The following is a 20,380-nucleotide window of genomic DNA, read 5'->3' on the forward strand; positions in this document are numbered from 1 at the left end:
CCGGATCGTCGACGCTGTCGGCATGTCCTTCGATCCGACGCGCCCGTTCCGCCGTGCGGACGGCCTCGCCCACGGGCTGACCGACAAGGTGCTCCGCGGACCCGGCTTCCGCCAGCTCTTCCGCGGGGTCCTGGTCGCCTCGACCACCCCCGCGACGCCGCTCCAGCGCGTGGTCGGCGCCCTCCTGCTCCAGCACGAGGACGCGTGGGCGAGCCACGCGTCGGCTGCGCGGGTCAAGGAGGCGCCGATCCCCACCATCGCCGACGAGCACGTGAGCGTCGCCCACCAGAAGATGCGATGCCACCACCGCGGCCTGCGGTGCCACGTCGGCGATCCCAGCGGCGTGGTCGTGGAGAGAGGCGTACGGGTGTCCGGGGACGTCGAGATGTTCATCGAGCTCGGGGGCCAGCTGGGACTGGTCGACCTGGTGGTCGTGGGCGACTGGCTCGTGCGTCGCCGCGGCGCCTCGCCAGCTCACCTCGTCCGTGCCTGCGAGCGCAGCCGGCACAAGGACGCACGCAAGGCGCTGGCCGCCGCGAGGTACGTACGGCGAGACGTGGACTCGCCGATGGAGACCCGGTTGCGGATGCTCCTCGTCCTGGGCGGACTGCCCGAACCCGAGATCAACCTGACCATCCGCGACGAGGACGGTGCCGTGGTCCGGCGCTACGACCTCAGCTATCCCGGAGTCCGGGTCGCGGTCGAGTACAACGGCAAGGTGCACGTCGAGGTGCTCGCGACCTGGGAGGACGACCTCGAGCGTCGCGCCGACATCGACGACGACGACTGGCGGCTCGTGGTCGTCGTGAGCTCGGGGATCTACCGGGACCCGCTCCGCACCCTCAGCCGGGTCCACCGCGTGCTCGTCTCGCGCGGTCACCCGGACGTCCGGCCGCGGCTGCTGGACGACTGGCGGCCGCACTTCCCGGGCTGGTCCGACGCCGCCTGAGCGCGCACGCCCACACGTGTCCGCGATCTCGCCCTCACCCCGCGAGCACCGCGGCGACTTCTCGGACACGTGTCCCGCGCCCGCACCGATAGAGTCCGGCCATGGTCACCACTCCCCACGGCGCTGACAGCGAGGTCGGCCGCCTGGCCACCGTGATGCTCCACCGCCCCGGCAACGAGCTCAAGCGCCTGACGCCGCGCAACAACGACCGGCTGCTCTTCGACGGCATCCCGTGGGTCAGCCGCGCGCAGGAGGAGCACGACGCCTTCGCCGAGACGTTGCGCAACCGCGGCGTCGAGGTGCTCTACCTGACCGAGCTGCTCACCGAGACCCTCGACAGCGAGCTGGCCCGCAACCACGCGATCACCAGCGCGCTCTCCGGCCTCCACCTCGGCGACACGATGCGCCGCTACCTCGCCTCGGCGCTGCGCGACCTGTCGCCGGCCGAGCTGACCGACGTGCTGACCGCGGGCATCCGCAACGACGAGGTCAAGGGCGGCCACGGCCTGGTCACCAGCCTGCTCGACCCGCACGACTTCCTCATCGACCCGCTCCCCAACCTGCTCTTCACCCGCGACTCCAGCGTGTGGGTGCGCGACCGCGTGGCCGTCACCAGCCTCGCGATGCCCGCGCGCAAGCGCGAGACCCAGCTCACCGAGCTGATCTACACCGAGCACCCGCGCTTCGCCGGCACCCGCAAGATCCACGGCTGGCACAACGAGCACGTCGAGGGCGGCGACGTCCTGCTGCTCGCCCCGGGCGTGATCGCGGTCGGCGTCGGGGAGCGTACGACGCCCGCGGGCGTCGAGCGGCTGGCCCGGCAGGTCTTCCACGCCGGCCTCGCCCACACCGTGCTGGCCGTCCCGATCGCGCAGGAGCGCGCGACGATGCACCTCGACACCGTGTGCACGATGGTCGACGTCGACAAGGTGGTGATGTACCCCAACGTCGCCGACACCCTCCGCGCGGTGACGGTGACGCTGGCCGACGCGGGCTCCGACGAGTCCGACCTGACGCTGCAGGTCAGCGACTCGGAGCCGTTCCTGGTGGCCGCCGCCAAGGCGATGCAGATCGACACGCTCCACCAGATCGACACCGGCCTCGACCCGGTCACCGCCGAGCGCGAGCAGTGGGACGACGGCAACAACACCCTGGCCCTCGCGCCGCGGGTGGCCGTGGCCTACGAGCGCAACGACGAGACCAACGACCGGCTCGAGGACGCCGGCATCGAGGTGGTCCGGATCGCCGGCTCCGAGCTCGGCTCGGGCCGCGGCGGGCCGCGCTGCATGAGCTGCCCGATCTCGCGCGAACCGCTCGCCGTCGACTGACCGCGCGCCGTCCACAGGTCGGTGCACATCTGTTGACTGGACCAGCATCACGTTCGGTCGGCCCGCTCGTTGAGAGGGCATGACCGACTCGATCCTGGACTCCCTCGACCCGGCCGACCGCCAGCGGGTCCTGGCCGCGGGGACCGCGCTCACCCTCCCGCAGGGCTGGTCGCCGATCGCCGAGAGCACGCCCGCCGACAAGGCGTACCTGATCACCGAGGGCGAGGTGTCGGTGCGCCGCGGCGGCGTCGAGGTCGCCACCCTCGGCCCGGGCGCGGTGGTCGGCGAGGCCGCCATCGTCAACCGCACCCTGCGCTCGGCGAGCGTCGTCGCGCTCACGCCGCTGCGCGTCGTGCACTTCACCAGCGACCGGATCACCGCGCTCGCCGAGGAGGTGCCGGCCTTCGGCGCGGCGCTGCGGGCGGCCGCCGCCGGGCGTACCGGCCGGGGCTGACGCCGTGACCGAGCGGGCCGTGGCCGACGCGATGGAGACGTTCCTCCTCGGGCAGGAGCCGAGCCTGACCCGCGTCCAGGTCGCCGAGCGCGCCGGCGTGCCGCTGGACCTGGCCGTCTCCCTGTGGCACCAGCTCGGCTTCCCGCACCGCGGCGACGACGACGTGGCGTTCGTCGAGGGCGACGTCGAGGCGCTGCGGCTCAGCGCCGACCTGGTCCGGCTCGGCATCCTGCCGCCGGAGTCGCAGGCCGCGCTCGTGCGCACCTGGGGCCGCAGCTATGCCCGGCTCGCGGAGTGGCAGACCACCCTGCTCGCGGGCCTCGCCCTCGACGGCCCCGACGGCGCGCGCGACCCCGCCGACCAGCTGACCACGCTCACCGCCGACGTGCTCCCGCGGGTGGAGGCGCTGCAGACCTACGTCTGGCGGCGTCACCTCGCGAGCGCGGCCCAGCACCTCCTCGAGGACGCCGACGCGCTCGCCCAGGGCGAGGCCCGGTTGTCGGTCTGCTTCGTCGACATCGTCGGCTACACCACCCGCAGCCGCGCGCTCGACGGCGCCGAGCTGGTCGCGTGGGTCGACGGCTTCGAGCAGGACACGACCACGCTCGTCGTCGACCACGGTGGTCAGGTCATCAAGACCATCGGCGACGAGGTGCTGTTCACCGTGGCCGAGCCCGCCGAAGCCGTCGCGGTCGCGCTCGCCCTGACCGCCCGCGGCGCCGACGAGGACGACCCCTTCCCCGCCGTCCGGGCCGGGGTCGCGCACGGCCCGGTCGTACGCCGCCTCGGCGACGTCTTCGGCGCGACCGTCAACGCCGCCGCGCGCCTCACCTCGGCCGCGCGACCGGGCTCGGTGCTCGTCGACGCCGGGGTCCACGAGGCGATCGGCGACGACCCGACGTGGCGGTTGCGCCGGGCCCGCCGGGTGCAGGCCAAGGGCTTCTCGCACCTCGAGGCGTGGCGGGCACGGGCGCACACCGACGACTGAGCGCCCGTACGCTCCCGGGCATGGAACCCGTGCTGCGCGTGATCTCCGGCGACGACTGGGCGGCCTTCCGCTCCCTGCGGCTGCGGGCCCTCGCCGACTCCCCCACCGCGTTCGGCGCCGTGCTGGCCGACGTCGAGGCGCAGCCGGAGGCGATGTGGCGCGACCGGGCCGACGGACCCGGCCCGCTGCTGATGGCCTTCGACGGCGAGGAGCCGGTCGCGATGGGAGGGCTCTTCGTCCCCGCGGACTCGCTGGATGCCTTCGTCTGGGGCATGTGGGTCGCCCCGGAGGCGCGCGGGCATGGCCTCGGGGCCCGGGTCCTGCGCGAGCTCCTCGAGCACGCGCGACGGCTCGGCCGGACGGTGTCGCTGCACGTCACCGACGGCAACGACGGCGCGCGCCGGCTCTACGAGGCGCACGGCTTCGTCGGCACCGGCGAGCGGGAGCCGCTGCGCGAGGGCTCGGACCTGCGCATCGAGCGGCTCCGGCTGGCCTGAGCTCAGCGCGGGTCCGGGATCGTCGGAGTCCCCGGATCTCCGGGGACTCGACGGACATCGTGAAAGATCCGCGTCACCTGGTGGCTCGGATCTTCCACGATCTGCCGGGAATCTGCGGATGTCCGAGGACCGGCTGGCGGACACTCCCGGGACATGGAAAGCCCGGCCGTTGTTGACGGGGGAAACAACAACGACCGGGCGATGACCAATCTACTCGCACCGCGACGACGCGCACAACATTCGCGGGCGTTGTGTTCGCACGGTGGAGAACGTGGGTCAGTCCTTACCGGATCGTCACCTGACGGTTGGCGAGTCCGGCGCGTGCGGAGCGCTCGGCGGCCGTGAGCTCGCCGCCCTCGAGCGCCTCGGCGAGGTCGGCGGCGAACCGGGCGGCCGGCTCCTCGAGCACGTCGGCGCCGGTGCCGACGGGGAGGTCCCACACCGGGGCGAGCAGGCCGTGGGCGCGGAACATGCCGACGAAGCGCGAGCCGTCGGCGACCGAGTCCTGCCCGGCGGCGTGCAGCCGGGCGAGGGCATCGAGCAGGCGGTCCTCGTCGTGCGGCATCACCCAGCGCAGGTGCTCCTTGGTGCCGACGTTGGTCCAGTACGCCGCCTCGACCGACGCGAGCCGTGAGGTCGGCATGACGCCGCTGTTGGCCTGCTCGAGGGCAGCCTCCATGCTCGCGTCGCGCTCCGGGATGTCGTCGATCCAGTATTCGAAGCCGTCGTGGACGGTGATGTCGAGCGCCGTGTCGCTGATCAGGTCCTGCAGGCTCGGGCCCTCGCCGGGGGCGTTCACCAGGCCGACGATGCCGGGCTCCTCGGTGGCCAGCGCGAGCTCGAGGACCGCGCCGAGGTCGCGGGCCGGGTTGCCGTAGGCGTGCTGCACCTGCAGGCCGAGCCACACGTCGCCGGACTCGCGGACCATCGCCGGGGCGGCGCCGGGCAGGAGGGTGGCGAGCCGGACGGTGCGCGAGCCCTCCTTCAGCGTCAGCGGCGCGGTGGCCGCGGGCACCAGCTCGCGCAGGGCGATCACGTCGCACTCGCTCGGCATGCCCTCGAACGGACGCGCCACGAAGGTGGGCGCCGCGCCGCCTGCCGCGCCGTGGCAGGCCTTGTAGCGCTTGCCGGAGCCGCAGGGGCAGGGCTGGCGGGGGCCGACCTCGCCGGGGGCGGCGGCAGCGGGCTGGGTGCGGTTGCGGGACTTCTTGGCCATGGCGCGAGCCTAGTTGGCCGCCCTCGCGCGCGCGGAGCCGCTACGCGCCGAGCAGCTCGAGCATGTAGGCCGGGCGGTCGGAGATCACCGCGGTCACCCCGAGGTCGAGGCAGACCTGCAGGTCCTCGGCGGTGTTGACCGTCCACACGTGGATCTCGCGACCGGCCTTCACCAGGTGGCGCCCGAGGCCGGGGTGGTCGCGCAGCTCCTCCACGCCGGGACCGATGATCCAGTCGTCGCCGACCACGGGCCGCAGCACCGGCCAGTGGTGGGCCTTGTCGACCAGCATCACGACGTCGAGGTCGGGGGCGAGCTTCTTGACCCGGTTCATCGCGTTGAGCGAGAAGCTCATCACCCGTGCCGGCGACCCCGCGCGGTCCCAGCCGAAGTCCCCGAGGGTGTCGACCAGCCGCCGCTCCACCAGCCCGCCGTAGCGGGTGGGGTGCTTGGTCTCGATCGCCATCTCCACGTGCCGGTCGTAGTCGGCCACCGTCTCCAGCAGCTTGCGCAGCGTCAGCACCCGTCCCCGGTCGGGGTCGGAGGTCGGCGCCTCGTCGTCGAGGTCGGCCCACGGGTTCTTCCAGGACGCGAAGTCGAGCTCGTCGAGCTCGGCGAGGTTCATCGTCGACACCAGGCCGGGCGTCGAGGCGGTCCGGCGCAGGTCGCGGTCGTGGACGCAGACGAGGTGGCCGTCGGCGGTCAGCCGGACGTCACACTCCAGCGCCTCCGCGCCCTCGTCGAGCGCCTTCACGTAGGCCGCGAGCGTGTGCTCGGCCGTGTCGTGGCTGCTCCCCCGGTGGGCGACCACCTGCGGACGGTCCCGGGGCGAGCGGGCGCGGCGGATGCGCGGTGCACGACGCATGCGAGGAGCATGGCACGCCCGGAGGGGTGAGCGGCGCGGGACTCCCCGGACGGTGGGACACGTGGTCTGGACCGCGTGCCCCTCCGATCCTCAACGTTCGTCGTAGGAAGCACCAAGACGCTGCGCCGCCTCCGCGCACCCACGAGGCTCTGAGGTGCACTGACCGATTCGACGCGTGGGGGACGCGGCCGGCCGCCCGAGGAGCTCCCCCCGTGACCGACCTGATCACCCCCACCCGCCGCACCGTCGTCCGCACGGCCGCCTGGACCGTGCCTGCCGTCGCCGCCAGCACGGCCGCCCCGGCCTTCGCCGCCTCGCCCTGCGGGACGTCGTACGCCTGGCGCGTCGACTGGGGCGCGGCCGGTACGTCCTACACCCGCGGCAGCACCGTCAACGGCGTGCAGACCGGCTCCGCGGTCGTCACCGGCTCGACCGGCACGGCGCCGATGACGGTCACCTTCAGCAGCGTGATGACGGGCACCATGCAGCGCGACGCCGACAACCTGCGGCTCTCGACCGACCTCACCCAGACCGGCGCCGTCGCGAACGTCGGCGCGACCGGCGGACCGGGGCTCAACATCTCCCACGCCGCAGCCATCCCGAGCGGCAGCGCCAACGCCCAGGAGCTGTCGATCTCCTTCAGCCGCGCGGTCTCCGGGCTCGCGTTCACCATCACCGACATCGACATCAGCAACGGTGACTGGAGCGACCGGGTCGAGCTGACCGGCACCCGCACCGGCACCGCGACCGGGGTCACCGGCTCGGGGACGAGCGCCGACCCGTGGCGTGCGACGAACGCCGGCAACGCGGCCAACGGCTCCAACACCCGCAACCTCGACGTGGTGTACACCGCGGCGATCGCCGCCAACACCCCGATCGTGCTGCGGTTCTGGAACGCCTCGGGCAACGGCAACCAGCGGATCTTCATCAGCGACATGACCTTCACCGCCCTGGGTTGCTGACGGGGCTGGGCTGCTGACCCGGCTCAGTGCACGTGGTCGCGCCAGTCCGGCGGGACGCGGCCGGCCGGGCCGGGGGCCGGCTGTTCCTCGGGGTGGGCCTGCGGGTCGGCGAGGCGTGGACCCTCAAGGCCGGTCTCGCGGGCGAAGTCCCAGAACCAGTCCTCGCCCGGCTCGAAGCTCTGCATGACCGGGTGGCCGGTCGCGCGGAAGTGCGCGGTGGCGTGCTGGCCGGGGCTGCTGTCGCAGCACCCGACGTGGCCGCACTGCGCACAGCGGCGCAGGTGCACCCACCAGCCGGCCGCCTCCTCGCACTCCACGCAGCCGGTGCCGGACGGGGGGACGGAGGGGTCGATGCCCTCGGGGGCAGCGGTGCTCATGGCACCAGACTGCCCCCTCGGCGACTCACTGGCCAGAGGCACGACCCGCGAGGAAGCCGGGCAGCCAGTGCTCCTCCCACGCCGGGATCTCCTGGCGCTGCTGGGCGCTGCGCTGCGGCGCGGCCTCAGCCGTGCGGTAGCGGCCGTCCTCGCGGCGGAGGTAGTGGTAGTTCACCAGCTCGCGGCGCAGGTAGGCGAAGTCCTCGTGCACCCCGAGCAGCACCTCGTTGACCTCCTTCTCGGAGTACGTCCGGCCCGGCTCGAAGCGCGCCAGCACCTCGAGCAGCACCGCGGCGCGCACCTTCCGCCTGGCCGGCACCCGCTCGATGCGCCCGTCGCTGAAGAGCCGGCCGACCAGCCGCTCCTGCTCCGCGCGCGCCACGGCGTACGCCTCCCGGCGCGGATCCGGCGTCGCCAGCACCGCCGCACGTGCGGCCGTGTAGGTCTCGCCCGTCCGCGCCATCCGGGCGCGCACGACCTGCTTGACGTCGCTGTCCTTCGTCATCCTTCGATCACCTCGGCTGCACCGCGCCCCCAGTGCGCCACCGCAGCGGGCGTCGCGTCGAACAACTCGTCTCGGACCGCCCGAGGATCTGCTCCCCTTCGCCACCTCGCGCGGACTGGGGCCGTCGCGTCGGCTGGGCGCTGGACGTCGCCCTCACCGCTGAGTCTCCCAGAGACTCAGGCGCGAGGCGACCCGAATTCACCCGCGCAGGGTTGACCCGCACGGCCTCCATCGGATCGGGTGGGAGCAGCGGCGAGGCCATCGGGGGTCTCGCCACGACCCATGGAGCACGCATGCGCAACCACGCCATCACCACCAGGGCCGCCGTGGCCCTGCTCGGCTCGTTCGTCGCGGTCGCCGGCCTCGCCGGCCCCTCGTTCGCCGTCACCAAGCTCACCGACTCCCAGGCCGCCAGCCAGCTGTCGGCGGCCGGGATCTCCCGCTCGTCCAGCGGCGGGTGCACCAACCGCAACGTCGGCACCTGCACCTCCTACGAGCAGATCAACCAGGCCACCGTCGACGGCATCACGACCTTCACGTCGATCTCCGGCTGCGCCATCACCATCACCGGCGGCACCGAGACCGGCCACGCGTCCGGCACCTACAGCCACTGGAACGGCTACAAGGTCGACGTCAGCCCCACCACCTGCGTGAGCAGCTACATCACCAGCCACTACTCCTACTCCGGCACCCGCAGCGACGGCGCCGCGCTCTACACCGCGCCGTCCGGCAACGTCTACGCCCGCGAGAGCAACCACTGGGACATCACCTACTACTCCTGCGGCTGCTGAGGTCAGGCACCCACCCCCTCGACCCTCGGCGGTCGAGGTGCGAGGAGCGCCAGCGACGAGCCTCGAGACCTGCCCCGACGGGTGTGGTTTCGAGGCTCGCTGCGCTCGCACCTCAACCACCGAGACGCGCGACCTCCTCGACCAGCGAAGTCCGGTGACACCGGCGGCGGCGTGGCCCCACACTGGTGCCATGCCGTCGTCGAGCCAGTGGGTCGCGTTCCTCGTCGCGTCGATCCTCTTCATCCAGGTCCCCGGACCGAGCCTGCTGTTCACCATCGGCCGGGCACTGACCGTCGGGCGGCGCGAGGCGCTGCTGTCCGTCGTGGGCAACGCGCTCGGCCTCGTCGTGCAGGTCGCGCTGGTCGCCGTCGGGCTCGGGGCGATCGTCGCGGCGAGCGCGACGGCCTACACCGTGGTCAAGCTGCTCGGCGCCGGCTACGTCGTGTGGCTGGGCGTCCAGGCGATCCGGCACCGCGCCGACGCGCGGGTGGCGATGATGACCGCGACCCCGGTCCGCCGCGGCCACCCGGTCCGGATCGGCTTCACCGTCGGGGCCACCAACCCCAAGACGATCGTCTTCTTCGTCGCCTTCCTGCCGCAGTTCACCGATCCCGGCGGGGCGGTCGCGGCCCAGACGATGCTGCTCGGCGTGGTGTTCGGCGTGATGGCGGCCGCGTCCGACAGCATCTGGGCCCTGGCAGCGGGCGCGGCCCGCACCTGGTTCGCCCGGCGGCCCACCCGGCTCGACGCGCTCAGCGCCACCGGCGGCACGATGATGATCGGGCTCGGCGCGACCATGCTGACGGTCGACTGACGCCGTGCGACGCCTCCTCGGGACCCTGCTCCCGACGCTCCTCGCCGCCCTCCTGCTGGGCCCGGTGGCGGCACACGCCGACCCGGTCCCGCTCCCCACCGGCACCGACGTCGACTACCAGCTCGGCGGACCGGCCTACGTCCCCGACAACGTCGGCATCGTGGTGCGCGACCGCACCGCGACGCCGGCACCGGGCGCCTACAACGTCTGCTACGTCAACGGCTTCCAGACCCAGCCCGGCGCGCGTCGGTTCTGGCGCGCGCGGGGCGACCTCCTCCTGCGCGACGACTCCGGGCGCCTGGTCCGCGACGAGGCGTGGGGCGAGTGGCTGCTCGACCTCCGCACCCCTGCGAAGCGCGAGCGGCTCGTCCGGATCGTCGGTCGCTGGACCGCCGGCTGCGCCCGCGACGGCTTCGACGCCGTGGAGTACGACAACCTCGACTCCTTCACCCGCAGCCGTGGGCTGCTGCGGGCCCGCCACGCGACGGCGTACGCACGGCTGCTGGTGGCCGCGGCCCACGACGCCGGGCTGGCCGCCGGGCAGAAGAACCGCGCCGGCTGGGACGGCACCCGGGTCGGCTTCGACTTCGCGGTCGCCGAGGAGTGCGGGCGCTACGACGAGTGCGGTGACTACACCGACGTCTACGGCGACCAGGTGCTGGTCGTGGAGTACCGCGCCCGCGACTTCCGGCGGACCTGCGAGGGCTTCGGCGACCGGCTCGCCTTGGTGCTGCGCGACCGCGACCTCACGCCGGACGGCGTACGCCGCTGGTGCTGACGTACGCCGTCCGGGTCGTGCGGGTGGAGCCGTGGCTCAGTGCGTGCCGACGGCCTCGTCGGAGGAGTCGGCCGACCGGGCAGCCTTCTTCCGCTTGTTGGCGACCAGGCTCGTCGCGATCGTGATGCCGAGGATGCCGACGATCACGAAGAGCGACATCAGGGTCGGCACGTCGGGGACCGACGGCCAGACCAGGTGGGCCCAGTGAAGGACCAGCTTGAAGCCGATGAAGCCGAGGATCGCGGCGAGGCCGTAGGACAGGTGCTCCAGCGCGCCGAGCGCGCCCTCGAGGACGAAGTAGAGCGCCCGGAGGCCGAGCAGCGCGAAGGCGTTGGTGACGAACACGAGGTACGGGTCGCCGGTGATGCCGTAGACGGCCGGGACCGAGTCGACGGCGAAGACGACGTCGGTGGCGAACACCGCGACGGTGACCAGGGCGAACGGGGTGAGCGCGCGGGCGCCGTTCTTGACCACGGTGAGCTTGGCGCCCTCGTAGTCGTCGGTGACCGGCATGATGCGGCGCATCAGCTTGACCACGCGCATGTCGGAGACCTCGACCTCGTGCTCCTGGCCCTTGATCGCGTCGCGCAGCAGCTTGACGCCGGTGGCGAGCAGGATCAGGCCGAAGATCAGGAAGACCCAGTCGAAGCGCGAGAGCGCGGCGGCGCCGAGCGCGATGAAGATGCCGCGCAGCACGAGCGCGCCGACGATGCCGTAGAGCAGCACGCGCTGCTTGAGCGCCTCCGGCACGGCGAACGCCGCGAGCAGCAGCATGAAGACGAACAGGTTGTCGACGCTGAGCGTCTTCTCGACGAGGTAGCCGGTGTAGTACTCCAGCCCGCGGTCACCGCCGTACTGGGTCCAGACGTAGAGGCCGAACGCGAGCGGCAGGGCGACGTAGAAGGCCGACCAGGCGATGGCCTCCTTCATCTTCACCTCGTGCGGCTTGCGCGTGGCGATGAAGTCGACGACGAGCAGGGCGAGCACCACGCCGATGGTGATGAACCACAGGGTGGGGGACGCGATGGACGACATGGGTCTCCTCAGGTGTCAGTGCCTGAGGTCTCCCCCACCGCTCCGAGTGGCGGTCTCCGCCGGGGTGCCTGTCGAGGCACCGTACTGACCGACGGATGTTGGATGGGGTACTCCCCTCGTGGGGAATTTTAGTTGAAGCGGCAAGGGCGCGCCAAACCCGCTCACCCGTATGGTCGGGTCATGGACCAGACCAGGGAGTACGACGTCGTCGTGATCGGCGGCGGACCGGCGGGCGAGAACGCCGCCCAGTACGCCGTCGAGGGCACCGGCATGACCGCGGCGCTCGTCGAGGGCGAGCTGCTCGGCGGCGAGTGCAGCTATTGGGCGTGCATGCCCAGCAAGGCGCTGCTGCGCCCGGTGGCGGTCGCCGACATCACCGCCGACCTGCCCGGCGTGTCGACCGCCCACGTCGCGCCCAAGGCGCTGCTCGAGCGCCGCGACGCCTGGGTGTCGCACTACGACGACTCCGGGCAGGTCACGTGGGCCGAGGGCGCCGGGATCGACGTGCTGCGCGGCCACGGCCGGCTCTCCGGCGAACGCACCGTCTCGGTCGTCTCGTCGGAGGGCACCACGACCGTCCGCGGCCGCCGTGCCGTCGTCCTCGCCACCGGGAGCGTCGCCCGGGTGCCCGACCTCTACGCCGACGTGCAGGCGTGGGACTCCCGCGACGCCACCGGTGTGGTCGAGGTGCCGGACCGGCTCGCGATCGTCGGCGGTGGGGTCGTCGCGTGCGAGGCCGCGGTCTGGATGACGGCCCTCGGGTCGCAGGTCACGCTGCTGGTCCGGGACCGGCGGCTGCTCGGCCGGGTGGAGCCGTTCGCCTCCGACGCGGTGCTCGAGGGCCTGCGCGAGCGCGGGGTGACGGTGCACCTGGGCGCCGAGGTGACGGACGTACGCCGCGACGCCGCGGAGGCGACCGGCACCGGACGCGTGCACGGCGGCGCCGTCACCCTCACGACGTCGGCCGGTGAGGTCGAGGCCGACGAGCTGCTCCTCGCGATCGGCCGCTCCCCGCGGCTCGACGACGTCGGCCTGGACTCCTTCGGCGTCACCCCGGACGACGTCACCGGGGGCCGGTTGCCGGAGTGGTTGCACGCGGTCGGCGACGCGAGCGGCGGCCCGCCGCTCACCCACTGGGGCAAGCACCAGGCGCGGGTCGTCGGCGCCCGGATCGCCGCGGCCGCTGCCGGCGAGGTGGCGTGGGAGCCCGACCGCGAGGCACCGGTGCCGCAGGTGGTGTTCACCGAGCCGGAGGTCGCCTCGGTCGGGATGACCGAGGCGCAGGCGCGCGACGCCGGCCACGACGTCGTGACGTCACGGGTGCCGACCTCCTCGGCCGCCGGCACCGGCCTGCTGCGCGACCACGTCGTCGGCGACGCCCAGCTGGTCGTCGACACCCAGTCGCGGCTGCTGCTCGGCGCCACCTTCGTCGGCCCGGAGGCGGGCGAGCTGGTCCACGCCGCCACCGTCGCGATCACCGGCGGGGTGCCGGTCCACGTGCTGCGCCACGCCGTCGCGTCGTACCCCACCGCCGCCGAGCTGTGGCTGCGGCTGCTCGAGGAGCTGCCCCGGGAGTTCCGGACCCCGCCAGACTGATGCCTCTCTTCGGTGGTTAGGTGCGAGGAGCGCCAGCGACGAGCCTCGAAACCCAGCGACCCCAGCTCGCGCGTGGTTTCGAGGCTCGCTGCGCTCGCACCTCAACCACCGAGGAGCCCGGGCTGCGCTCGCACCTCAACCACCGAGGAGCCCGGGCTGCGCTCGCACCTCAACCACCGAGAGGCGGAGCCGTCAGCCCCGTTCGCGGAGGTAGCGCCCGAAGTGGGGGACGGTGAACGCGATCCGGCCCCGCTCGCCGGAGTAGACCAGGCCCTTCTTCAGCAGCGAGTCGCGCGCCGGCGAGAGCGACTGGGGCTTCTTGCCGAGGGCGGCGGCGACGTCGGCGCTCAGCACGGCGCCGCCGTCGACGTCGGCGGAGCCTTCCGCCTCGTCTGCCTGCGCGGCCACGTCGGCCATCGCCATCAGGTAGTCGCGCTCCCCGGGCGTGGCCCGCTCGTAGCGCGAGCCGAAGAAGCCGACCGCGAGCTCCGACTCGGCCTCCGGCGCGGCCACCGCCACGTCGGCGGCGGTGATCGGCGAGCGGGGCGCGAGGTCCCAGACCGCCTTGCCGTAGGCCTGGATGAAGTAGGGGTAGCCGCCGGTCGCGGCGTACATCGCGGCCAGCGCGTCGGGCTCGTAGGCCGCGTCCTCGTCGGCGGCCGGCGCCTCGAGCGCGCGGTCGGCGGCCTCGCGGGTGAGCCGGTCGATGCGCTGGTAGCGGAAGAGCCGCTCGCTGTAGGACTTGCTGGCGCTGAGGACCGCGGGCAGGTGGGGCAGGCCGGCGCCCACCACGATGACCGGCAGGCCCGACTGGCTGAGCTCGTGACAGGCCGCGCACAGCGCGGACACGTCGTCGGGCCCGAGGTCCTGCATCTCGTCGATGAAGACCGCGACGCCCTTGCCGACGTCGGCCGCGAGCCCGCCGAGGTCGGTGAAGAGCTCGACCAGGTCGATCTCGATGTCGCCGGAGTCGGCACGACCGCGCACGGGGGGCGCGTCGATGCCGGGGCTCCACTGGTCCTTGAGCCGCGCGCCCGCGCCCGCGTCGCGCTGGGCGAAGGACTTCAGGACTCCCAGGACGTGGTCGACCGACTCCTCGTCGCGGTGCCCCAGCTCGCGCACCGCCTGGTGCAGCGCGCTGCTCAGCGGGCGCCGCAGCCCCTGGCCCGGGCGGGCCTCGAGCTTGCCGGTGCCCCAGCCCTTGCGGACCGCCGTGCCGCGCAGCGCGTTGAGCAGCACGGTCTTGCCGACGCCGCGCAGCCCGGTGAGCACCAGGCTCCGCTCGGGGCGGCCCTTCGCGACCCGCTCGAGCACGACGTCGAACGCGGCGAGCTGCTCGTCGCGGCCCGCCAGCTCGGGCGGGCGCTGGCCGGCACCCGGGGCGTACGGGTTGCGGATCGGGTCCATGATCGGACGCTATCGGGGAATCTAGGCGCTGACCTAGATTGCCGGATAGTCCGCGAGTCGCTCAGCCCGCCTCGGGCGCCCGGTCGACCCGCTCGACCCGTGTGCGCGCGGTGTCGTAGGCGTCGTCGAGGCCGCGGCGCAGCAGCGCGATCAGGTCGGGCACCTCGTCGGCGGCGAGCCGGAACGTGCCCGCGCAGACGTTGTCGCGCCACAGCGACAGCACGACCAGCTGGGACTCGTGGTGCCAGGTGACCCGGAGCGAGCGGTCCTCACCGCGGGGGTCGAGGAAGACCGTCCCGGTGCGAGGTGTGCGCTGCTGGGCCATGTTCCATTGTGACCCCGACCACAAGGCTCTGCCTAGACTCGGCCTCGTGCCCGAGCTGCCCGAGGTCGAAGCCCTCGCCCAGGACCTGCGCGGCCGCCTCGTCGGCCGCGCGATCAGCCGCGTCGACCTCGCCGCGTTCAGCGCGCTGAAGACCTTCGACCCGCCGCTGCACGCGCTGCACGGCACCCTGGTCGACGACGTCACCCGGCACGGCAAGTTCCTCGACGTCGACGCCAGCGGCGTGCACCTCGTCGTCCACCTCGCGCGGGCCGGGTGGATCCGCTGGCGAGACGAGGTGCCGGCGACCCCCGCACGCCCGGGAGGCAAGAACCCCCTGGCTGCGCGCGTGGTGATCGACGACCCCGACCTCGACGCCCAGCCCGGCCTCGACATCACCGAGGCCGGCACCAAGAAGGGCCTGGCGATCTACGTCGTCCGCGACCCGCAGGAGGTCGAGGGCATCGCCCGGCTCGGGCCCGACCCGCTGTCGGACGACTTCACCCCCGACGTGCTGCGCGAGATCCTCCAGCGGGAGGGCCGCAAGCAGATCAAGGGCGTGATGCGGATGCAGTCGATCATCGCCGGCATCGGCAACGCCTACTCCGACGAGATCCTGCACGCCGCCCGGATGTCACCGTTCAAGCCGGCCAGCAGCCTCGAGGACGACGACCTCACGACGCTGTACGACGCGATCCGCACCACCCTCGGCGACGCGGTGGCGCGCTCGAGCGGGCTCGCGGCCAGCGAGCTCAAGGGCGAGAAGAAGAGCAACCTCGCGGTCCACGGACGGACCGGCCAGGCGTGCCCGGTCTGCGGCGACGTCGTGCGCGAGGTGTCCTTCGCCGACTCGAGCCTGCAGTACTGCGCGACCTGCCAGACCGGCGGGAAGCCGTTGGCCGACCGCAGGATGTCGCGGCTGCTGAAGTAGCGCCGCCGAGCACACCGCCCGGGAAATGAGCGTTGGTCGGGCTCACCCCCGTGACAGCCCGACCAACGTGCGTCAAGCCTACCCTGACGCACGCCGTTCGGTCATGCAGACGCGGTTTTTCGCGTCGGCTTCTTGGTGAACCGCTCCCACGCCGCCTGTCGCGAGACGCCGAGCACCCGGCCGATCTCGGCCCAGGTCACCCCCCGCTCGCGCAGCAGGTCGACCCACTCTTGGGCGAAGAACGCGTTCTGCTCGGCCGACGCGAGGATCTGCGGCAACGTCGCGAGCAGCTCGGTGTCGGGCATGCGGTCCCACGGCGACGACTTCTTGGCGATCGCCACGCGTTCGGGGTCCTGCATGATGGCGTGGAAGTCGTTGAGGCAGGGCACGCAGATGTGCGCACCGAGCCCGCCGATCAGCTCCACGTCGGTCCCGGTGCCACCCGGGGTCGCGCAGAAGGAGCAGATCTTTCCCTCACGTGTGATGGCCACGGCGCCCTCCCCTTGTCCAGTGCCCTGCTCGGCATGCTACCGGCGCCCACCTGATCGGTCAGCGGCTTCGACAAGTCGCCTCAGCCGGCGTCGGGGACCTCCGGCATATCGAGGTCGCCGAACATCGAGCCGCACGTGTCGGTGACGTAGGTCGAGAACGCCTCGACGTTCTTCTTCGCGCTCTCCGACATGTCGCTCTCGAGGGCGTCGAGGTCGGGGGACTTGAGGTCGGCCTCGGAGATGTCCTGCGCGGCCTTGACCGTCTCCTCGAAACCGTCGCGGGCGTCGTCGGAGATGCCCTCCGGCGTGCCGACCTCGGAGATCTTGTCGGCCCACGTGTGCATCGCGTCGGCCATCTCCTTCTCCGACGGCAGCCCACCCTCCGGGTCGGTCACGTCGATGTCGAGGTTGGTGAACAGGCTGGTCTGGGCCTTGCAGAAGTCGTCCTTGCTCGCGTCGGACGGCGCGCCCCCGGCGGAGCCGCCGCACGCCGCGGTGACGGCGCCGACCAGCAGGACGGCGGCGGTGGTGGTGAGGCGGGTACGGACGGTCATGGGGCTCCCCTTCGCTGGGACGCGGCGGTCGCGTCACCGAGTGTCACAGGGTGCCTACCCTGTCGTGGCGCCGGTCAATCGTCCATTCCGAGGCCGGCCGGGGGCGGCAGGCGCAGCGCGACGGCGAGCTGTTCGAGGTACTCCGCACGCGAGCGGCGCACGACGCCGAGCGTGGCCAGGTGCGGCGTCTGCCACTGCACGTCGAGGACCCGGCGCTCCGCGTGCTCATCGGCGAGCAGGTCGACCAGCCCGAGCAGCGCGACCTTCGACGCGTCGCGCTCGCGGTGGAACATCGACTCCCCGGCGAACAGCCCGCCGATGCACACGCCGTAGAGCCCGCCCGCGAGCCGGCCGTCGCGCCAGGCCTCGACCGAGTGGGCCCAGCCGAGCCGGTGCAGGCGGCCGTAGGCCCGCGCGAAGTCCGGGGTGATCCAGCCGTCCGGCCGGTCGGGGCTGCCGCACCCGGCGACGACCTCGTCGAAGGCGGTGTCCACCCGGATCTCGAAGGTCCGCGCCGCGCGACGCAGCGAGCGGGAGACCTTCATCCCCGCCAGCGGGAGCACCCCGCGCTCGACCGGGGAGAACCAGCCGAGCTCCTCGCGCTCGAGGGTCACCGGCATCGGGAAGAGGCCCAGGCCGTACGCCGTGAGCAGGGTGCCGGCCTCGAGGTCGGCGCCGAGAGCGACCAGGTCGTCGTCGGGGTCCCAGGTGGAGTGGTGCGGGAATGCCCACGGCGTCGGATCGGGGGCGAGGGGCACGCCTCGCACGGTAGCGAACAACTTTTCCCACGGGTACGGCGTCTCCTGCACGACATCACCCGACTCGGAGGACCACGATGCGACGCACGACGACCCTGACCACCCTCGCGCTCACCGGCGCGCTCTCGCTGACCGCGCTCGTCGGCACCTCACCGGCCAGCGCTGCCGTCACCTGCGACGGCAAGGTCGCCACGATCGTGGTGCCCACGCCGCCCGGCGAGATCACCGACGTCACCGAGACCGCGCCCGTGACCGGCACTCCGGGTGACGACGTGATCGTCGGCACCGAGGCCCGCGACACCATCGACGGCGCCGGGGGCAACGACACGATCTGCGCGCTCGGCGGTGACGACACCGTCCGCGGCGGCGAGGGCGACGACCGCCTGTTCGGCGGCCTCGACGGGGTCTACGTCCCGGACGACGACTTCTGGGGCGACCTGGTGGTCCCGGGGCCGGGCGACGACTACGTCGACCTCGGCCACGACCCGCAGGCCGAGGACCTCGACCCCGTCGACCGCGGCTACTGGGACCAGGTCTCCTTCCGCGACGCCACCGGTCCGGTCACCGTCGACCTCGTCGCCGGCACCGCCACCGGCGAGGGCACCGACACCATCGCCCCGATCGTCTTCGCTGCCGGGATCGAGGGCTCGGCCCACGACGACACGCTGCGCGGCACCGACAAGGACGACTTCATCAACGCGGGCGGCGGCGACGACGTCGTCGACGGTCGCGGCGGCGACGACCTGATCGACGCCGACCGGATCACCGCGCCGCCCTACGCCCCGGCGCCCGCCGAGCCCGGCGACGACGTCGTCCACGGCGGTCCCGGCGCCGACGAGATCCGCGCCGGCCACGGTGCCGACCGGGTCCACGGGGACGAGGGACGCGACGAGGTGGTCCTCGAGCAGGGCGAGCGGGCGAAGGCGTGGGGCGGCCCGGGCCGGGACTCCCTCGGTGCGTGGGGGTTCGCCGGCAGCGGGAGCGGCACGAGCGAGCTCGTCGGCGGTGCGGGCAACGACCTGCTCTTCCCCGGGCTCACCTCGGCGGCCGACCAGGTGCTCGTGCGCGGCGGAGCCGGGCGCGACACCCTCGCCCCCAACACCTCGCTCGCGGTCGCGCCGCACAAGAGCCGGATCGTCGTGCGGGTGCCCGACCGGACCATGACGGTGAAGGCCGGCACGCTCGTCCGCTTCGGCGGCATCGAGAAGTACGACTTCAACTCGCAGAGCTCGTCGGCGCGCATCCGGTGGTTCGGCTCCGGCCGGGCGGAGACGTTCGACGCCGAGGGCCAGGACGTCGGCGTGCGCGCCTTCGGGGCAGGCGGCAACGACGCACTGCAGGGTGGCTACGGCACGGACCTGCTCGACGGAGGTCGCGGGCGCGACACGATCGACGGCGGCGAGGGTCGCGACCGCTGCCTGCACGGCGAGAAGCTGTCGCGCTGCGAGGTGCGCCGCTGACGCACCGCTGACCGGTCGCCGCGCTGGCGCCCCGCCGTACGATCGGGCCATGGGCCTGAAGCAGACGGTGGGGCGCCAGCTCGCTCCCAAGATCCAGGAGCTCACGCCCGGGCTGAGCACCGGTTTCGTGCGCGAGGCGCTCCACCGCGCGATCGACGGCATCGGGCCGCTCGCGCCGGCCGCCGTGGCGGCCGACAAGCAGCTGAAGGAGCAGCGCGGCGACGTCGAGCGCGCGATCCACGAGGTCATCGAGAACAACGTCCGCATCGCCGGCGCCCAGGGCTTCGCCACCAACGTCGGGGGGCTGGTGACCGCGACGGTCGCGATCCCGGCCAACGTCACCGGCCTGGCGATCATCCAGTGCCGGATGGCTGCCGGCATCGCCCACCTGCGCGGCCACGACCTCACCGACCCGCGGGTCCGCAACGCCGTGCTCGCGCTGTTGCTCGGTGAGGAGACCGTCACCGAGATGGTGAAGACCCGCAAGCTCCCCGCGACCCCGATGGCGCTCGCCACGGCGCCGGTCCACGACCCGTCGCTGGACGGCACCATCGCGTCGGTCGTCGCCTCCGACATCTTCACCCGGGTCGTGGGCAAGCGGCTCGCCACGACCGTCGGGCGCCGGGTGCCCGTGGTCGGCGGCGTGGTCGGCGCGGGCGCCGACGGCTTCGCGACGTGGAAGGTCGGGCGCTACGCCGACCGCGAGCTGCTGGCGCGCCGACGGCCCTGAGGCACCTCAGTCCCGCAGCGCCGCCCACTCCTCGGCGAGGATCGCGTAGCCGACCTCGTCCAGCCAGCCGAGCTCGTGGTGCCACAGCGACTGGCGCGACAGCCGCTCGCGGCGCATCCCGGCCCGCTCGAGGACGGCGACCGAGGCGTGGTTGTCGGCGTTGGCCGCGGCCGTCACGCGTCGCAGGCCCAGGTGGTCGAACGCCGCTGCGAGCAGCGCGCGGGCGGTCGCGGTCGCGATGCCCCGACCCGCGTGCGCCGGGTCGACGATGTAGCCGATCAGCCCGTCGGTCCCCTCGGGGGCACCCGGCTGGCCGGGCCCGTCGACGACGTCGAGGAAGCCGATGGCGACGACCTCCCCGTCGCGCTCCACGACGCACGAGTGGTCGGTCGGGCTGTCCGGGATCGCCAGCACCTCACGGCGCAGCTCGTCGGGGTCGACGTACGTGCGGACCATGAACCAGTTGACGCCCGGGTCGTTGCGGAACCTCAGCAGGCGGTCCACGTCGGCCTCGACCGGATCGCGCAGGAGCAGGTCGTCGGTCCGGACGGGCCAGGGGCTCGGGTGCATGGTCA

At 73.1% G+C, this 20,380-nt stretch carries 24 protein-coding genes; 13 read left to right on the forward strand and 11 right to left on the reverse strand.

Annotated elements, in window-relative coordinates; translation table 11 throughout:
• The first annotated feature begins 22 nt into the window (after window positions 1-22).
• The 5 genes from KDN32_RS20390 to KDN32_RS20410 all read left to right on the forward strand — a co-directional run bounded on the left by KDN32_RS20390 (window position 23) and on the right by KDN32_RS20410 (window position 4,216).
• Window positions 23-949 (forward strand): hypothetical protein, encoded by a 927-nt coding sequence (locus tag KDN32_RS20390; protein ID WP_211734297.1) that lies wholly within the window; start codon window positions 23-25, stop codon window positions 947-949.
• A 101-nt stretch (window positions 950-1,050) separates the two neighbouring features.
• Window positions 1,051-2,277 carry an arginine deiminase gene (locus tag KDN32_RS20395; protein WP_211734299.1) on the forward strand — a complete coding sequence of 409 codons (1,227 nt, stop codon included), beginning with the start codon at window positions 1,051-1,053 and terminating at the stop codon, window positions 2,275-2,277.
• A 79-nt stretch (window positions 2,278-2,356) separates the two neighbouring features.
• On the forward strand, window positions 2,357-2,731 hold the full coding sequence (locus KDN32_RS20400) for a cyclic nucleotide-binding domain-containing protein (protein WP_211734301.1): 375 nt from the start codon (window positions 2,357-2,359) through the stop codon (window positions 2,729-2,731).
• 4 nt (window positions 2,732-2,735) lie between these two features.
• Window positions 2,736-3,719: an adenylate/guanylate cyclase domain-containing protein gene (locus KDN32_RS20405; protein ID WP_307854244.1), complete on the forward strand. Its 984-nt coding sequence runs from the start codon at window positions 2,736-2,738 to the stop codon at window positions 3,717-3,719.
• Between the two features lie 20 nt (window positions 3,720-3,739).
• Window positions 3,740-4,216, forward strand: a complete 477-nt coding sequence (locus KDN32_RS20410; protein WP_211734303.1) for a GNAT family N-acetyltransferase — start codon at window positions 3,740-3,742, stop codon at window positions 4,214-4,216.
• A 283-nt stretch (window positions 4,217-4,499) separates the two neighbouring features.
• Here the strand turns inward: KDN32_RS20410 and KDN32_RS20415 are convergent, their stop codons facing one another.
• Window positions 4,500-5,432: a DUF5926 family protein gene (locus tag KDN32_RS20415; RefSeq protein WP_211734305.1), complete on the reverse strand. Its 933-nt coding sequence runs from the start codon at window positions 5,430-5,432 to the stop codon at window positions 4,500-4,502.
• A 40-nt stretch (window positions 5,433-5,472) separates the two neighbouring features.
• Complete coding sequence (locus KDN32_RS20420) at window positions 5,473-6,294, reverse strand: glycerophosphodiester phosphodiesterase family protein (protein ID WP_211734307.1); 822 nt, start codon at window positions 6,292-6,294, stop codon at window positions 5,473-5,475.
• Between the two features lie 212 nt (window positions 6,295-6,506).
• Here KDN32_RS20420 and KDN32_RS20425 point away from each other — a divergent pair, with 212 nt between their 5' ends.
• Entirely contained in the window at window positions 6,507-7,256 is a 750-nt protein-coding gene (locus KDN32_RS20425; RefSeq protein ID WP_211734309.1) for a hypothetical protein, read from the forward strand.
• 23 nt (window positions 7,257-7,279) lie between these two features.
• Here the strand turns inward: KDN32_RS20425 and KDN32_RS20430 are convergent, their stop codons facing one another.
• Together KDN32_RS20430 and KDN32_RS20435 are read right to left on the reverse strand one after the other, a co-directional pair.
• Complete coding sequence (locus KDN32_RS20430) at window positions 7,280-7,633, reverse strand: UBP-type zinc finger domain-containing protein (protein WP_211734311.1); 354 nt, start codon at window positions 7,631-7,633, stop codon at window positions 7,280-7,282.
• A gap of 25 nt (window positions 7,634-7,658) precedes the next feature.
• Complete coding sequence (locus KDN32_RS20435) at window positions 7,659-8,138, reverse strand: DUF2087 domain-containing protein (protein WP_211734313.1); 480 nt, start codon at window positions 8,136-8,138, stop codon at window positions 7,659-7,661.
• A gap of 293 nt (window positions 8,139-8,431) precedes the next feature.
• Here KDN32_RS20435 and KDN32_RS20440 point away from each other — a divergent pair, with 293 nt between their 5' ends.
• The 3 genes from KDN32_RS20440 (at window position 8,432) to KDN32_RS20450 (ending at window position 10,521) form a co-directional block, all read left to right on the forward strand.
• The gene (locus tag KDN32_RS20440) at window positions 8,432-8,929 is read left to right on the forward strand and encodes a hypothetical protein (protein ID WP_211734315.1); all 498 of its coding nucleotides are present in this window, start codon (window positions 8,432-8,434) and stop codon (window positions 8,927-8,929) included.
• Between the two features lie 190 nt (window positions 8,930-9,119).
• The gene (locus tag KDN32_RS20445; protein ID WP_211734317.1) at window positions 9,120-9,743 is read left to right on the forward strand and encodes a LysE family translocator; all 624 of its coding nucleotides are present in this window, start codon (window positions 9,120-9,122) and stop codon (window positions 9,741-9,743) included.
• 4 nt (window positions 9,744-9,747) lie between these two features.
• Window positions 9,748-10,521: an endo alpha-1,4 polygalactosaminidase gene (locus tag KDN32_RS20450; protein WP_211734318.1), complete on the forward strand. Its 774-nt coding sequence runs from the start codon at window positions 9,748-9,750 to the stop codon at window positions 10,519-10,521.
• 36 nt (window positions 10,522-10,557) lie between these two features.
• Here KDN32_RS20450 and KDN32_RS20455 read toward each other — a convergent pair whose 3' ends face one another.
• Complete coding sequence (locus KDN32_RS20455) at window positions 10,558-11,556, reverse strand: TerC family protein (RefSeq protein WP_211734320.1); 999 nt, start codon at window positions 11,554-11,556, stop codon at window positions 10,558-10,560.
• A 180-nt stretch (window positions 11,557-11,736) separates the two neighbouring features.
• Between KDN32_RS20455 and KDN32_RS20460 the strand changes: the two genes are divergently transcribed.
• A complete protein-coding gene (locus KDN32_RS20460; protein ID WP_211734322.1) occupies window positions 11,737-13,152 on the forward strand; it encodes a dihydrolipoyl dehydrogenase family protein in 1,416 nt (471 codons plus the stop codon).
• Between the two features lie 192 nt (window positions 13,153-13,344).
• Here the strand turns inward: KDN32_RS20460 and KDN32_RS20465 are convergent, their stop codons facing one another.
• Both KDN32_RS20465 and KDN32_RS20470 read right to left on the reverse strand, forming a co-directional pair.
• A complete protein-coding gene (locus KDN32_RS20465; protein ID WP_211734324.1) occupies window positions 13,345-14,559 on the reverse strand; it encodes an ATP-binding protein in 1,215 nt (404 codons plus the stop codon).
• A gap of 61 nt (window positions 14,560-14,620) precedes the next feature.
• A complete protein-coding gene (locus KDN32_RS20470) occupies window positions 14,621-14,884 on the reverse strand; it encodes a hypothetical protein (protein ID WP_211734326.1) in 264 nt (87 codons plus the stop codon).
• Between the two features lie 46 nt (window positions 14,885-14,930).
• On the opposite strand from KDN32_RS20470, the gene KDN32_RS20475 reads away from it, so the two are divergent.
• On the forward strand, window positions 14,931-15,812 hold the full coding sequence (locus tag KDN32_RS20475) for an Fpg/Nei family DNA glycosylase (RefSeq protein WP_211734328.1): 882 nt from the start codon (window positions 14,931-14,933) through the stop codon (window positions 15,810-15,812).
• A 101-nt stretch (window positions 15,813-15,913) separates the two neighbouring features.
• On the opposite strand, the gene KDN32_RS20480 is transcribed toward KDN32_RS20475, so the two are convergent.
• From KDN32_RS20480 to aat, 3 genes are all read right to left on the reverse strand, one after another.
• Window positions 15,914-16,303 carry a hypothetical protein gene (locus KDN32_RS20480; protein WP_211734330.1) on the reverse strand — a complete coding sequence of 130 codons (390 nt, stop codon included), beginning with the start codon at window positions 16,301-16,303 and terminating at the stop codon, window positions 15,914-15,916.
• Between the two features lie 80 nt (window positions 16,304-16,383).
• On the reverse strand, window positions 16,384-16,857 hold the full coding sequence (locus tag KDN32_RS20485) for a hypothetical protein (RefSeq protein ID WP_211734332.1): 474 nt from the start codon (window positions 16,855-16,857) through the stop codon (window positions 16,384-16,386).
• A gap of 74 nt (window positions 16,858-16,931) precedes the next feature.
• Window positions 16,932-17,615, reverse strand: coding sequence for a leucyl/phenylalanyl-tRNA--protein transferase (aat, locus tag KDN32_RS20490; RefSeq protein WP_307854245.1), 684 nt, complete (start codon window positions 17,613-17,615; stop codon window positions 16,932-16,934).
• A gap of 77 nt (window positions 17,616-17,692) precedes the next feature.
• On the opposite strand from aat, the gene KDN32_RS20495 reads away from it, so the two are divergent.
• Both KDN32_RS20495 and KDN32_RS20500 read left to right on the forward strand, forming a co-directional pair.
• Window positions 17,693-19,075, forward strand: a complete 1,383-nt coding sequence (locus KDN32_RS20495; protein ID WP_211734334.1) for a calcium-binding protein — start codon at window positions 17,693-17,695, stop codon at window positions 19,073-19,075.
• Window positions 19,076-19,124: 49 nt separating this feature from the next.
• Window positions 19,125-19,805, forward strand: coding sequence for an EcsC family protein (locus KDN32_RS20500; RefSeq protein WP_211734336.1), 681 nt, complete (start codon window positions 19,125-19,127; stop codon window positions 19,803-19,805).
• A gap of 6 nt (window positions 19,806-19,811) precedes the next feature.
• Here KDN32_RS20500 and KDN32_RS20505 read toward each other — a convergent pair whose 3' ends face one another.
• Window positions 19,812-20,375 (reverse strand): GNAT family N-acetyltransferase, encoded by a 564-nt coding sequence (locus KDN32_RS20505; RefSeq protein ID WP_211734338.1) that lies wholly within the window; start codon window positions 20,373-20,375, stop codon window positions 19,812-19,814.
• Window positions 20,376-20,380: the final 5 nt, after the last annotated feature.

This window comes from Nocardioides palaemonis, assembly GCF_018275325.1.
Classification (GTDB): domain Bacteria; phylum Actinomycetota; class Actinomycetes; order Propionibacteriales; family Nocardioidaceae; genus Nocardioides; species Nocardioides palaemonis.

Excerpts from the sequence above, each read along its gene's own strand:
- KDN32_RS20390 (WP_211734297.1), top strand. The coding sequence starts at position 23 with ATGTCCTTCGATCCGACGCGCCCGTTCCGCCGTGCGGACGGCCTCGCC.
- KDN32_RS20395 (WP_211734299.1), top strand. The coding sequence starts at position 1,051 with ATGGTCACCACTCCCCACGGCGCTGACAGCGAGGTCGGCCGCCTGGCC.
- KDN32_RS20400 (WP_211734301.1), top strand. The coding sequence starts at position 2,357 with ATGACCGACTCGATCCTGGACTCCCTCGACCCGGCCGACCGCCAGCGG.
- KDN32_RS20410 (WP_211734303.1), top strand. The coding sequence starts at position 3,740 with ATGGAACCCGTGCTGCGCGTGATCTCCGGCGACGACTGGGCGGCCTTC.
- KDN32_RS20415 (WP_211734305.1), bottom strand. The coding sequence starts at position 5,432 with ATGGCCAAGAAGTCCCGCAACCGCACCCAGCCCGCTGCCGCCGCCCCC.
- KDN32_RS20420 (WP_211734307.1), bottom strand. The coding sequence starts at position 6,294 with ATGCGTCGTGCACCGCGCATCCGCCGCGCCCGCTCGCCCCGGGACCGT.
- KDN32_RS20430 (WP_211734311.1), bottom strand. The coding sequence starts at position 7,633 with ATGAGCACCGCTGCCCCCGAGGGCATCGACCCCTCCGTCCCCCCGTCC.
- KDN32_RS20435 (WP_211734313.1), bottom strand. The coding sequence starts at position 8,138 with ATGACGAAGGACAGCGACGTCAAGCAGGTCGTGCGCGCCCGGATGGCG.
- KDN32_RS20440 (WP_211734315.1), top strand. The coding sequence starts at position 8,432 with ATGCGCAACCACGCCATCACCACCAGGGCCGCCGTGGCCCTGCTCGGC.
- KDN32_RS20445 (WP_211734317.1), top strand. The coding sequence starts at position 9,120 with ATGCCGTCGTCGAGCCAGTGGGTCGCGTTCCTCGTCGCGTCGATCCTC.
- KDN32_RS20455 (WP_211734320.1), bottom strand. The coding sequence starts at position 11,556 with ATGTCGTCCATCGCGTCCCCCACCCTGTGGTTCATCACCATCGGCGTG.
- KDN32_RS20460 (WP_211734322.1), top strand. The coding sequence starts at position 11,737 with ATGGACCAGACCAGGGAGTACGACGTCGTCGTGATCGGCGGCGGACCG.
- KDN32_RS20465 (WP_211734324.1), bottom strand. The coding sequence starts at position 14,559 with ATGGACCCGATCCGCAACCCGTACGCCCCGGGTGCCGGCCAGCGCCCG.
- KDN32_RS20470 (WP_211734326.1), bottom strand. The coding sequence starts at position 14,884 with ATGGCCCAGCAGCGCACACCTCGCACCGGGACGGTCTTCCTCGACCCC.
- KDN32_RS20485 (WP_211734332.1), bottom strand. The coding sequence starts at position 16,857 with ATGACCGTCCGTACCCGCCTCACCACCACCGCCGCCGTCCTGCTGGTC.
- KDN32_RS20495 (WP_211734334.1), top strand. The coding sequence starts at position 17,693 with ATGCGACGCACGACGACCCTGACCACCCTCGCGCTCACCGGCGCGCTC.
- KDN32_RS20500 (WP_211734336.1), top strand. The coding sequence starts at position 19,125 with ATGGGCCTGAAGCAGACGGTGGGGCGCCAGCTCGCTCCCAAGATCCAG.
- KDN32_RS20505 (WP_211734338.1), bottom strand. The coding sequence starts at position 20,375 with ATGCACCCGAGCCCCTGGCCCGTCCGGACCGACGACCTGCTCCTGCGC.